This is a genomic window from Streptomyces sp. NPDC043680 (assembly GCF_056436685.1).
In genome coordinates this window covers 123,639-135,880 of record NZ_JBWKCE010000012.1, presented here as the reverse complement: position 1 = coordinate 135,880, position 12,242 = coordinate 123,639, and the positions used below count along the sequence as shown (strand labels likewise).

8 protein-coding genes and 1 pseudogene are annotated in these 12,242 nt (G+C 72.0%); 4 read left to right on the top strand and 5 right to left on the bottom strand.

Features of this window, described 5'->3' with window-relative positions:
- The first annotated feature begins 73 nt into the window (after nucleotides 1-73).
- Nucleotides 74-667 (top strand): helix-turn-helix domain-containing protein, encoded by a 594-nt coding sequence (locus tag AC0666_RS23450; RefSeq protein ID WP_478708232.1) that lies wholly within the window; start codon nucleotides 74-76, stop codon nucleotides 665-667.
- A 42-nt stretch (nucleotides 668-709) separates the two neighbouring features.
- On the opposite strand, the gene AC0666_RS23445 is transcribed toward AC0666_RS23450, so the two are convergent.
- From AC0666_RS23445 to AC0666_RS23435, 3 genes are all read right to left on the bottom strand, one after another.
- Nucleotides 710-1,249: a hypothetical protein gene (locus AC0666_RS23445; protein ID WP_478708231.1), complete on the bottom strand. Its 540-nt coding sequence runs from the start codon at nucleotides 1,247-1,249 to the stop codon at nucleotides 710-712.
- Between the two features lie 53 nt (nucleotides 1,250-1,302).
- The gene (locus AC0666_RS23440; RefSeq protein ID WP_478708230.1) at nucleotides 1,303-2,709 is read right to left on the bottom strand and encodes a cytochrome P450; all 1,407 of its coding nucleotides are present in this window, start codon (nucleotides 2,707-2,709) and stop codon (nucleotides 1,303-1,305) included.
- Nucleotides 2,710-2,898: 189 nt separating this feature from the next.
- Complete coding sequence (locus AC0666_RS23435) at nucleotides 2,899-3,387, bottom strand: NUDIX domain-containing protein (RefSeq protein ID WP_361712650.1); 489 nt, start codon at nucleotides 3,385-3,387, stop codon at nucleotides 2,899-2,901.
- 149 nt (nucleotides 3,388-3,536) lie between these two features.
- Between AC0666_RS23435 and AC0666_RS23430 the strand changes: the two are divergent.
- Nucleotides 3,537-3,806: pseudogene (locus AC0666_RS23430) on the top strand (hypothetical protein); the annotation flags it as partial.
- Nucleotides 3,807-4,353: 547 nt separating this feature from the next.
- On the opposite strand, the gene AC0666_RS23425 reads toward AC0666_RS23430, so the two are convergent.
- Together AC0666_RS23425 and AC0666_RS23420 are read right to left on the bottom strand one after the other, a co-directional pair.
- Nucleotides 4,354-5,883 (bottom strand): helix-turn-helix domain-containing protein, encoded by a 1,530-nt coding sequence (locus AC0666_RS23425; protein ID WP_468971547.1) that lies wholly within the window; start codon nucleotides 5,881-5,883, stop codon nucleotides 4,354-4,356.
- A 260-nt stretch (nucleotides 5,884-6,143) separates the two neighbouring features.
- A complete protein-coding gene (locus tag AC0666_RS23420; protein ID WP_478708229.1) occupies nucleotides 6,144-8,078 on the bottom strand; it encodes an amidohydrolase in 1,935 nt (644 codons plus the stop codon).
- A gap of 104 nt (nucleotides 8,079-8,182) precedes the next feature.
- Here AC0666_RS23420 and AC0666_RS23415 point away from each other — a divergent pair, with 104 nt between their 5' ends.
- On the top strand, nucleotides 8,183-9,190 hold the full coding sequence (locus tag AC0666_RS23415; protein ID WP_478708228.1) for a LacI family DNA-binding transcriptional regulator: 1,008 nt from the start codon (nucleotides 8,183-8,185) through the stop codon (nucleotides 9,188-9,190).
- A gap of 154 nt (nucleotides 9,191-9,344) precedes the next feature.
- Complete coding sequence (acnA, locus tag AC0666_RS23410) at nucleotides 9,345-12,062, top strand: aconitate hydratase AcnA (RefSeq protein ID WP_468585361.1); 2,718 nt, start codon at nucleotides 9,345-9,347, stop codon at nucleotides 12,060-12,062.
- Nucleotides 12,063-12,242 lie beyond the last annotated feature (180 nt).

Below are 12,242 nucleotides of genomic sequence, written 5' to 3'. Positions count from 1 at the left end.
ACGTTTCCGCCATGCTCGGGCCGGCCGGCGACCGCTTCCCAGGAGTTTTGCGGAGACTGCAAAACTGGACCCCGTGGACACGGAACTCGCGCAGATACTCGACGGCATCGGACCCCGCCTGCGCACCCTGCGCCGGGGCCGCGGACTCACCCTGGAGGCGCTCGCGGACGCGACCGGCATCTCGGTGAGCACGCTGTCCCGCCTCGAATCGGGCAAGCGCCGCCCCACCCTGGACCTGCTCATCCCGCTCGCACGGGCCCACCGCGTGGCCCTCGACCAGCTGGTGGCCGCGCCGGCCAGCGGGGACCCGCGGGTGCACCTGACGCCCCTGCACAAGGGGCACGGCAGCGTCCTCGTCCCCCTGACCCGGTACCCGGGCCGGGTGCAGGTGTTCAAGCAGGTCCTGGCGCCGCGCGAGCCGAAGCTGGTGACCCACCACGGCTACGAGTGGCTCTACGTCCTGGCGGGCGAGCTGCGCCTGATCCTCGGGGAGCGTGAACGCACGCTCCGCCCCGGCGAGGTGGCCGAGTTCGACACCCGGGAACCGCACTGGTTCGGCCCGGCGAACGGCAGCGCGGTGGAGATCCTGCACCTGTTCGGCCCGCGGGGCGAACAGGCCGTGGTCCGCGAGGGGCCGTCGGCGGCGGAACCCGCACCCGGGGCCTGACCGGAGTCCGGCTCGGAGCCCGCCTCCCGGACCTGTTCCCGATCAGGCCGCAGGCGGCTGCCGCAGGAGGGCCGCGCGCAGGCGGGCGGCGTCGGCGCGGGTGTTCATGCGCAGGGCCAGCCAGGAGCCGTCCGCGAAGGCCAGGTCCACCCGGGCCGTGCGGCGGCGCAGCCGGGGGACCGGGCGCAAGGTGCAGGAGGCGGTGTACGAGGCCCGGTTCGGGTCCCCCCGGCCCCAGGGCGGCCGGACGGTGATCTGGCCCGGGCCCGCCCTGAAGGTGCCGTACGGGCCCTCGGTCTCCGCGTGCCAGCGCGTCCAGTGGAAGCCGTGCAGGGCCAGGGCGAGCCGGCCCGCCTCGCTGTGCCAGCCGCCGCACAGGGCCGGCCCGTGGCAGAGCCGCCCGTACAGCCGGGCGGCCCGCTCCAGGGGGTCGAGCAGCGCGGCCGCCGCGTCGGCGAGATCGTCCGGCAGAGCGGTCAGGAAGCGGATGAGGAAGAAATCCCCGACGCGGCGCAGCAGGGGCGGCCGGGCCGGTGAGCCCGGCAGCAGCGCCCGCGCGGGCCGACGTACGAAAGGGGACAACCTCCCCGGAATCTCCTCATCCGAATCCACCGGTCCATGATGGCCGCAGGCCGCTACCCGGCCAAGCTCCGGATCCGGCAGCGCGTCGGGCCCTGCGTCTGGAGGGTGATCCCGGCGCTGACCGGCACCTCGGTGTCCACGGCCTCGAACTCGTACGCCCGCAGGATCATCGCCAGGGCGATAACCGACTCCAGCATCGAGAAGTGCTGCCCGATGCACGCACGCGGGCCGCCGCCGAACGGGAACCAGGCATAGCGCGGACGGGCCGCCTCCGCCTCGGGGGTGAAACGCTCCGGGTCGAAGCGGTCGGGATCCGGCCAGTACCGCGGGTGGCGGTGCGTCACCCACGGCGCCACCATGACGTCCGCGCCCGCCGGGACGAGGTGGCCGCCGATCTCGGTGGCGGCGACCGAGCTGCGCCCGATGACCGGGGCGGCCGGGTAGAGCCGCATGGCCTCCTTGAGGACCTGGGTGAGGTACGGGAGCCGGTCGAGGTCGGCGGCGTCGGGCGTACGGTCGCCCAGGACCCGGGAGATCTCCTCGCGGGCCCGCTGCTGCTCCGCGGGGTGGCGGCCCAGCAGGTGCAGGGCGAAGGCGAGCGAGGTCGCGGTCGTCTCGTGCCCGGCCAGCAGGAAGATCAGCACCTGGTCCCGGAGTTCGGCGGCGTCGAACTCCCCGTCGTCCGAGCTGGTGGCGGCGGCCAGCAGGCTCAACAGGTCCTCGCCCTGCGCGGAGGCGCCGCTGCGCCGCTCGGCGATGATCCGGTCGCACAGCCCGTACAGCTCGTCCGTCGCCGCGGCGGCCCGCCGGTTGGCGGGGGTCGGCCAGGTGCGGGGGAGGTTGGCGGGGGAGTAGCCGCGGCGCAGTACGTAGTCGGTGATGACCGGGAAGCACCGGTCCACGACCTCGACGGTGGCGTCGACGTCCGTCCCGAAGAGGATCCGGGACACCGCGCGCAGGGCGAGCCGCATCATCTCGTCGGAGACGTCGACGACGTCGCAGGAGGCCTCCTCCCAGCGCGCGAGGACCGTGCGGGTCTCGGCGGCGACGGCAGCGGCGTACCCGTCCACCCGGCGCTTGGTGAACAGCGGCTGCACCAGGCGGCGTTGGCGCAGGTAGTCCTCGTCCTGGCTGGTCAGCAGGCCGTTGCCGAAGGAGTCGCGGATCTCCTGGTAGAAGGCGTTGTCCTTGCGGAAGTTGGCCGATTCCGAGGCCAGCACCTGCTGCGCGCCCTCGGCGGAGAACACGCAGTACAGCTCGGCCCGCAGGCCGGGCGGACCCGCGGTGATCCGTACGACGTCCCCGTGCTGCTGCTGGGCGCGCAGGTAGGTGCCGAGCGAGTCCGATTTCAGGTCGAAGAGCGACCCGAGCAGGGGAACCCCCGCGAGTTCGGGAATCCTCGTGCCGGTGGCCTGTGGACCGGTGCCCTGTGGACCGGTGCTCTGTGCTTCGACTGCCATGGCCGCCCCCTCGACGCCGTGCGTACGGGCGCACGCACGGCCCCGATTCTGCCCGCCGGCCACCGCCACCGGCCGGGGCCGGCCCGCCGACCGGCGGAAACCGGCCACCGCCACCGGCCGGGGCCGGCCCGCCGACCGGCGGAAACCGGCCACCGGTTGGAGCCGGCAGCCGGCGGGAGATGACCGTCGCTAGCCCTCCATGTAGGCGACGCGGCCGGCCCGGCGCGCGGCGTCGATCTCGCGCAGGCGGGCGAAGTTGCCGGGCGTCATGACGGCCTCCCACTCCGCCACCGTGTGGACCCGCACCTCGTCGTGCTCGCGGGGATCGAGGACGATGCCCGCGATCTGCTCGGGGGTGAGGGTGCCGCCGTCGAAGACGAAGCCGATGTGGTTGGCGGGCCACGCCTCGCCCTGGTGCCCGATGAAATGCGCGCCCAGCAGCTTCGGCTCCCCGCGGAAGACGATGCCGGTCTCCTCCGCGCACTCCCGTACCGCGCACTCCCACGGCGTCTCCCCGGGGTCCATGTTGCCGCCGGGCCACTGCCACTCCTCGGTGGCGTAGGTGGCGCGCAGCTGGACGGGACGGCCGTCGGGGTCGGTGAAGTACAGGCAGGCGTAGCTGGTCGCCTGGGCGATGGTCTTGATGTACTCCGCGGGCGGGAGCCAGGTGTCCGTCATGCGCCCGAGCCTCACGGCCCGCCGCCCCCCGAGCCTCCTGAACCGGTTCCGTCTCCCCCGGGTGGGGGAGGCGGATCCCCCCGGCGGGGGAGCCGCCGGGGCGGTGCCGGAGCCGATGCTGGGATTCCGGACGTGGAGGGAGTCGGCCGATGGAGCGCTGGGACCGGATCGGACGAGGGGCGGCCTACGGGGCGGCCCTCGCGCTGACGCCATACCTGCTGATCAAGGTGTCCTGGGTGGTGGGCTCGCTGCTGGGGCTGCTCCCGAAGGACGACGGCTTCAGCCTGGCCGGCTGGGTGGTGCTGAACCTGGTGACCGTCGGCATGGCCGGGATCGGGATCCTGCTCGCGCTCGCGCTGGTGCGGCCGTGGGGGATGCGGATACCGGGATGGCTCGTGGTCTTCTGCGGCTGGGCGGGCTTCCGCCGCCTTGAACACGGCCGCCACCTTCGCGGGCGCGGTCATGCTCCTACGCCTCATGTCCCTGCGCCCGCACCACAGGGCGCCGGCCCGGCAGCCGCAGGAGGGGCAGGACGCACAACAGGCCGGCCCCGTCCCGCCCGCCGCGCCACGGCTGTCCGCGCCGGGAGCCTGCGGGCAGCGTCAGTAATCGAAGGCGGCGAGCATGAGAGCCGCCGCGACGACGGCGAGGGCACCCCCGTAGCGCCGCTTGACGGACTTCTGTCTGCTGCCGGGCAGTTGCGTGGGCGTGGGGCTCCTGACGGGCGAGAACGCACGGAAAGGCGATCAACATACAAGCGTTCAAGCGTCCTACCGGGCGGTACGCGCATGACGGCAGACGTAAGAAGCCCCCCTCCCCGGCCGGCGGCGCCACAGCAAAGAGATGAGGCCCCGTCACTCTCCGGGAAGAGCGACGAGGCCTCACGCGTGCAGATCCAGAGCCCCCGGTTGCGGCCCCCCGGGCCGCCTTCGGGCGGCTCGGGGGAAGGGGAGAACCGCGTCTTGTTTAAATGTCGCGGAAGATTTCGATCTGGGCGCCCACCGAGTTGAGGCGTTCCGCCAGTTCTTCGTAGCCGCGGTTGATGACGTAGACGTTGCGCAGGACCGAGGTGCCCTCCGCCGCCATCATCGCGAGGAGGACGACCACCGCCGGGCGCAGGGCCGGGGGGCACATCATTTCGGCCGCGCGCCAGCGGGTCGGGCCCTCGACCAGGACGCGGTGGGGGTCGAGGAGTTGGAGGCGGCCGCCGAGGCGGTTCAGGTCCGTCAGGTAGATCGCCCGGTTGTCGTACACCCAGTCGTGGATCAGGGTCTGGCCCTGGGCGGTGGCGGCGATGGCCGCGAAGAACGGAACGTTGTCGATGTTCAGCCCGGGGAACGGCATCGGGTGGATCTTGTCGATCGGGGCTTCCAGCTTCGACGGGCGGACCGTGAGGTCGACCAGGCGGGTGCGGCCGTTGTCGGCCGTGTACTCCGCCGAGCGGTCGTGGTCCAGGCCCATCTCCTCCAGGACCGCGAGCTCGATCTCCATGAACTCGATCGGGACCCGGCGGATGGTCAGCTCCGATTCCGTGACCACCGCGGCGGCGAGCAGGCTCATCGCCTCGACCGGGTCCTCGGAGGGGGAGTAGTCGACGTCCACGTCGATGTTCGGGACGCCGTGCACCGTCAGGGTGGTGGTGCCGATGCCGTCGACGCGTACGCCGAGCGCCTCCAGGAAGAAGCAGAGGTCCTGGACCATGTAGTTCGAGGACGCGTTGCGGATGACGGTGACGCCGTCGTGCCGGGCGGCGGCCAGTAGGGCGTTCTCGGTGACCGTGTCCCCGCGCTCGGTCAGCACGATCGGGCGGTCGGGGGAGACTCCCGACGCGACCTTCGCGTGGTAGATGCCCTCGGTCGCGGTGATGTCCAGGCCGAAGCGGCGCAGCGCGATCATGTGGGGCTCGATGGTGCGGGTGCCCAGGTCGCAGCCTCCGGCGTACGGGAGGCGGAACTGGTCCATCCGGTGCAGCAGGGGGCCCAGGAACATGATGATGCTCCGGGTCCGGACCGCCGCCTCCGCGTCGATGGAGTCCATGTCGAGCCGGGCCGGCGGGACCAGCTCCAGGTCGACGCCGCCGTTGATCCAGCGGGTGCGGACACCGATGGAGTTCAGGACTTCGAGGAGCCGGTAGACCTCCTCGATGCGGGCGACGCGCCGGAGTACCGTACGGCCCTTGTTGAGCAGCGAGGCGCACAGCAGGGCCACGCAGGCGTTCTTGCTCGTCTTGACGTCGATGGCGCCGGACAGGCGGCGCCCGCCGACGACGCGCAGGTGCATCGGGCCGGCATAGCCGAGAGAGACGATTTCGCTGTCGAGTGCTTCACCGATGCGGGCGATCATCTCAAGGCTGATGTTCTGGTTGCCGCGCTCGATCCGGTTCACGGCGCTCTGGCTGGTGCCCAGGGCGTCCGCCAGCTGACTCTGCGTCCAGCCCCGGTGTTGCCGGGCGTCACGGATGAGCTTGCCGATGCGTACGAGGTAGTCGTCTGCCATGGATGCACCGTATCTCAGATATGAGATGAGCCCTGCGTCGGGTGTGGCGGACGGGTGTTACCCGCCGTCAGATCCCATGGTGGGGCCGCCGGGCGCGAACTGCGCGCCGAGCGCGGACAAAGCGCACAGCGGCACCAAATCGCCCAAACGGTGACCGGTGCCGCGGCGTGCTCGCTCGTGAGGAGTCGCGTCCCTTTTGTCCGTCTATGATCCTTGGGTGTGTCCGCCCGCTCGGTCGTCCCGAACGCGTGTACGGCTCGCTACCGCCCGGCTCCCGCCCCCGCACCGCCGTTGCAGCCGCACGCCGCGTGCCGGCCGACGCCGTGCACCGTCGCGTACGAGGCCGGGCGCGGTCCGGATGCGGCGCGGGCCACGCGGGCAGCCGCCGTACGCCCCGCCGCCGACTCCGCGTCGTGCACCACCCGCCCGCCGACCAGCGTCAGGCGGACCCCGGTGCCACTGATGTCGGCCACCGGACAGCGGGTCACATCCCGGTCCAGCAGCACCAGGTCGGCGGCCTTGCCGGGCTCCACCGTCCCCGTCAGGGCATCCTGGCGCAGCTGCCACGCCGTCCCCGCCGTGTGCATCCGCAGCACCGAGGCACGGCCGAGCCCCTCGCGCTCCGGATACAGCGCCCCCGCCCCGTACGCCCCCTGCCGGTCGATCGCGGTCCGCAGCTGGTTCCACACCTGGAGCGCGTCCACCGGCCAGTCGGAACCGCCCGTCAGCCGGGCGCCCGCCTTCTCCAGGCTGCGCGCCGGGTACAGCCGGCGGTGCCGCTCCGGCCCGATGTACGGGAGCAGCGCCTCCACCGTCCAGGTGTCCCGCGCCGCCCACTGGAGCTGCATGCAGGCCGCCACGCCGAGCTGTGCGAAGCGCCGCAGGTCGGCCGGGTCCACCAGCTGGAGGTGGGCGATCGCGTTGCGTGCGTCGCGCTGTCCGGTGGTGCGGCGGGCGTACGCGTACCCGTCCAGGGCCGTACGGACCGCCCGGTCGCCCAGCCCGTGGGCGTGCATCTGCCAGCCGGCCCGGTTGAAGGCCGCGGTCAGCCGGCCGTAGTCCGCCGCCGAGGTGTAGAGCTCGCCCCGGCTGGCGGTCGGTCTGCCGTCGCCGTCCAGGTACGGGGCCAGCAGCGCGGCCGTCTGCGCCGGGTACTCGATGACCCCGTCGAGGAACACCTTGACCATCCCGAACCGGAGCCCGTGCACCCCCTCGAACTCCCCTCGCAGCCCCCGGGCGTAGGCCAGGGCGCCCGACGGGTCCTCGGCCTGTGCGGCGTCCAGCCGGATCGCCGGCACGATCCGCTGGGGCAGCTTCCCGGCCCCGGCCAGGTCCCGGTAGAGCTCCAGCTCCTGCCGCCCCACCAGGGCGTCCATCATCGTGGTCACGCCGGATGCGGCGGCGAGCCGCAGCACCGCCGCGCAGGCGGCGACCAGCTCCGCCCGGGACGGCTGCGGGACATGCCGTTTCGCCAGGCCCTGTGCGTCGTCCTTGAGGACACCCGTCGGCTGCCCGTCCGGCCCCTTCACGATCCGGCCGCCGACCGGGTCGGGGGTGGCCGCGGTGATCCCGGCGATCTCCAGAGCCCGCCGGTTCACCCACAGGTTGTGCCCGTCACCGCCGACCAGCGCGATCGGCCGCCGGGTGGCGAGGGCGTCCAGCACCGTGTGGTGCGGGGTGGTCCCGGTCGGCAGCAGGCCGACCGGGTTCCAGTCCTCCACGACCAGCCAGCGGTCCGGCTCCGCCTCCGCGCCCCCGGTGTCGGCGAGAAAACCGGAGAGCAGCCCCCGGAGCTCCGGAACGGTGGTCTCGGCCCCCTCCAGCGAGGGCCGCAGCGACCGGTCGCCGGCGCCCAGCGGGTGGACGTGCCCGTCGTGGATCCCGCTCATCACGGTGTTCCCGCGCGCGTCGACGACCTCGGTGTCCCGGCCCGCGTACCGGCGCAGCGACGCGTCGCTCCCCGTGGCCAGGATCCGGCCGTCCCGCCCGACGGCGACCGCCTCCGCGGGCGCGCCGCCCCCGCTCGCCCCGGTGAACACGCGGGCGTTGCGGATCACCAGGGCGGCCGGTCCGCGCCCCGGCGCAGCGGCGGCCGCGGCCGTCCCCGCCCCGAACAGGCCGGTCGCGCCGGCGGCCCCGGCGGCCGCGAGAAGTGCCCGCCGGGACAGGGCGGGGATCGGAGACGAAGGGGTCATGGCCACTCCAGACGTGGGACGGGCGTGAGGGGTGGCCAGGACACTGTTTGATTAATCCCTTAACCAGAACCCGCCGCGGCCGACGGAATCCGTACGATGTCGGCGTGCCCGGGCCCGGACCGACCCCGACCATCGCCGACATCGCGCGCGCCGCGGAGGTCTCCACCGCGACCGTCTCGCACGCCCTCAACGGCACCGGCCGCCTCGGCGACTCCACCCGGCGCCGGGTCCGCGAGATGGCGGCCGCCCTCGGGTACGGCGCCCACCGCGGACCCCGTACCCGCACCCTCGGCCTCGCGGTCACCACCTACGCCGGTTCGGCCTGGGACTTCGCGCGGATCGCCTACTTCTCCCGGCTGCTCACCGCCGCCACCTCCGCCGCCCACGCCCACGGCTACGCCCTGACCACCCTGCCCGCGGAGCGCGGCGGCGAGCCGCTGTGGCACACCCTCGCGGTGGACGGGATGCTGCTGCTCGACAGCCCGGCGGGCGACCCGGTGCTGCGCGCGCTGCGGGCCCGCGGCCTGCCGGTGGTGTTCGACGGCCGCCCGGCCGACCCCCGGCCCGGGGACGTCTGGGTGGACAACGACCACGAGGCCGCCACCCGCGAGGTGCTCGACCACCTCACCGACTCCGGGGCCCGGCGCATAGCCCTGCACTCCGGTTACGGCCGGGAGTTCTACACCGCCGCCGTCACCTCGGCCTACGCGCGGTGGTGCGCCGAACGCGGCCACGCCCCGCTGGTGGTCCCCTTCGACCCCGACGACGCGCCGGGGCACGCCTTCGACGGGGTGTTCGGCGCGCCGGGCCGGCCCGACGCCGTGTACTGCGTGTACGACCCGGGCGGGCGGCAGGTGCTGGCCGCCGCCGCGCGCCATGGAATCCGTACGCCCGCAGAGCTGCTGCTGGTCTGCGCCAGCGAGGATCCCGCGTACGCCGAGCAGGAGCCGGCCGTGACCACCGTCACGCTGAATCCGGAACGGATCGCGGTGTCCGCGGTGTCCGCGCTGGTCATGCTGATCGAATCCGGGCATGCGGAACCGGCGGGGCAGTGCACCGTCCCGGCGGGCCTGAGGGTGCGTGCCTCGTCGCTCCGCCCGGACATGTACTAGAGTTATCTCGACATCGAGATATCTGCCGAAGGCGTACCGCAGCCGCCCCCGCTGGTAAGGGTTACCTAACTTAGCCTTACCTTAGCGGATTGGCCATGGGGCGTGGCGGCAGGATGCGGTAAACGCGCGAATTTCATGCATGAAGGAGACTGTCGTGTCGGCGAACAGCTTCGACGCCCGCAGCACGCTGCAGGTGGGCGACGAGTCGTACGAGATCTTCCGGCTGGACAAGGTGGAGGGCTCGGCCCGCCTTCCCTACAGCCTGAAGGTGCTGCTGGAGAACCTGCTCCGCACCGAGGACGGCGCGAACATCACCGCCGACCACATCCGGTCGCTCGGCAACTGGGACTCGCAGGCCCAGCCCAGCGAGGAGATCCAGTTCACGCCGGCCCGCGTGATCATGCAGGACTTCACCGGCGTCCCCTGCGTCGTGGACCTCGCGACCATGCGTGAGGCCGTGAAGGCCCTCGGCGGCGACCCGTCGAAGATCAACCCGCTGGCCCCGGCCGAGCTGGTCATCGACCACTCGGTCATCGCCGACAAGTTCGGCACCCACGACGCGTTCGCCCAGAACGTGGAGCTGGAGTACGGCCGCAACAAGGAGCGCTACCAGTTCCTGCGCTGGGGCCAGACCGCCTTCGACGAGTTCAAGGTCGTCCCCCCGGGCACCGGCATCGTGCACCAGGTCAACATCGAGCACCTGGCCCGCACGGTCATGGTCCGGGGCGGCCAGGCCTACCCGGACACCCTCGTCGGCACCGACTCGCACACCACCATGGTCAACGGCCTCGGTGTGCTGGGCTGGGGCGTCGGCGGCATCGAGGCCGAGGCCGCGATGCTCGGCCAGCCGGTCTCCATGCTGATCCCGCGCGTGGTCGGCTTCAAGCTGACCGGCGAGCTGCCGACCGGCACCACCGCCACCGACCTGGTGCTGACCATCACCGAGATGCTGCGCAAGCACGGTGTCGTCGGCAAGTTCGTCGAGTTCTACGGTGAGGGCGTCGCCGCCACCTCCCTCGCGAACCGCGCCACCATCGGCAACATGTCGCCGGAGTTCGGCTCCACCGCCGCGATCTTCCCGATCGACGACGAGACCCTGAAGTACCTGCGCCTGACCGGCCGCGACGCCCAGCAGGTCGCGCTCGTCGAGGCGTACGCCAAGGAGCAGGGCCTGTGGCTGGACCCGGCCGCCGAGCCGGACTTCTCCGAGAAGCTGGAGCTCGACCTCTCCACGGTCGTCCCCTCCATCGCCGGCCCGAAGCGCCCGCAGGACCGCATCGTCCTGGCCAACGCCGCCGAGCAGTTCGCCCAGGACGTCCGCAACTACGTGGACGACGTGGACGAGGCGGGCAAGGAATCCTTCCCGGCCTCCGACGCCCCGGCGAACCACCCGAACGGCGCCCCGTCGAAGCCGACCCTGGTCACCCTGGCCGACGGCTCCTCCTTCGAGATCGACCACGGCGCCGTCACCGTCGCCGCGATCACCTCCTGCACCAACACCTCGAACCCCTACGTCATGGTCGCCGCGGCGCTCGTGGCCAAGAAGGCGGTCGAGAAGGGCCTGACCCGCAAGCCGTGGGTCAAGACCACCCTGGCCCCGGGCTCGAAGGTCGTCACCGACTACTTCGACAAGGCCGGCCTGACCCCGTACCTCGACAAGATGGGCTTCAACCTCGTCGGGTACGGCTGCACCACCTGCATCGGCAACTCCGGTCCGCTGGACGAGGAGATCTCGAAGGCGATCAACGAGCACGACCTCGCGGTCACCTCGGTGCTCTCCGGCAACCGCAACTTCGAGGGCCGGATCAACCCCGACGTCAAGATGAACTACCTGGCCTCCCCGCCGCTGGTCGTCGCGTACGCCATCGCGGGCTCCATGAAGGTGGACATCACCAAGGACGCCATCGGCATCGACACCGAGGGCAAGCCGGTCTACCTCCAGGACATCTGGCCCTCCGAGGCAGAGGTCAACGACGTCGTGGCGAACGCCATCGGCGAGGACATGTTCAGCAAGTCCTACCAGGACGTCTTCGCGGGCGACGCCCAGTGGCAGGCGCTGCCGATCCCGACCGGCAACACCTTCGAGTGGGACCCGCAGTCCACCTACGTGCGCAAGCCCCCCTACTTCGAGGGCATGACGATGGAGACCACCCCGGTCTCCGACATCACCGGCGCGCGCGTGCTGGCGAAGCTGGGCGACTCGGTCACCACCGACCACATCTCCCCGGCTGGTGCGATCAAGGCCGACACCCCGGCCGGCAAGTACCTCACGGAGCACGGCGTCGAGCGCCGCGACTTCAACTCGTACGGTTCCCGCCGCGGCAACCACGAGGTCATGATCCGCGGTACCTTCGCCAACATCCGCCTGCGCAACCAGATCGCCCCGGGCACCGAGGGCGGTTTCACCCGCGACTTCACCGTCGAGGGCGCGCCGGTCGCGTTCATCTACGACGCCTCGCAGAACTACCAGGCCGCCGGCATCCCGCTGGTCATCCTGGCGGGCAAGGAGTACGGCTCCGGCTCGTCCCGCGACTGGGCGGCCAAGGGCACCGCGCTGCTCGGCGTCAAGGCCGTCATCGCCGAGTCCTACGAGCGCATCCACCGCTCGAACCTGATCGGCATGGGCGTCCTGCCCCTGCAGTTCCCGGAGGGCGCCTCGGCGGCCGCCCTGGGCCTCACCGGCGAGGAGACCTTCTCCTTCACCGGTGTGGAGGAGCTGAACAACGGCACCACCCCGCGCACCGTCAAGGTCACCACCGACACCGGTGTGGAGTTCGACGCGGTCGTCCGCATCGACACCCCCGGTGAGGCGGACTACTACCGCAACGGCGGCATCATGCAGTACGTGCTGCGCAACCTCATCCGCGGCTAGTCGCACCAGCGGTACCAGCGGCACCAAAGGGCCGTATCCCCGTCAAGGGGGTACGGCCCTTCCGCTTATTTGGCCGGAAGGCAGGTTTCGGGGAGGTCTCAACTCGGAAAAGCTGACGGACATCCGTGCGCATGATCTTGCTCACGCGAGCGGAAGTGGACTATACCTGTGCGCGTCCGG

What these genes read in the sequence shown, in the direction of transcription:
- AC0666_RS23425 (WP_468971547.1), bottom strand. Translation starts at nt 5,883, where the DNA reads ATGGCAGACGACTACCTCGTACGCATCGGCAAGCTCATCCGTGACGCC.
- AC0666_RS23420 (WP_478708229.1), bottom strand. Translation starts at nt 8,078, where the DNA reads ATGACCCCTTCGTCTCCGATCCCCGCCCTGTCCCGGCGGGCACTTCTC.
- AC0666_RS23440 (WP_478708230.1), bottom strand. Translation starts at nt 2,709, where the DNA reads ATGGCAGTCGAAGCACAGAGCACCGGTCCACAGGGCACCGGTCCACAG.
- AC0666_RS23435 (WP_361712650.1), bottom strand. Translation starts at nt 3,387, where the DNA reads ATGACGGACACCTGGCTCCCGCCCGCGGAGTACATCAAGACCATCGCC.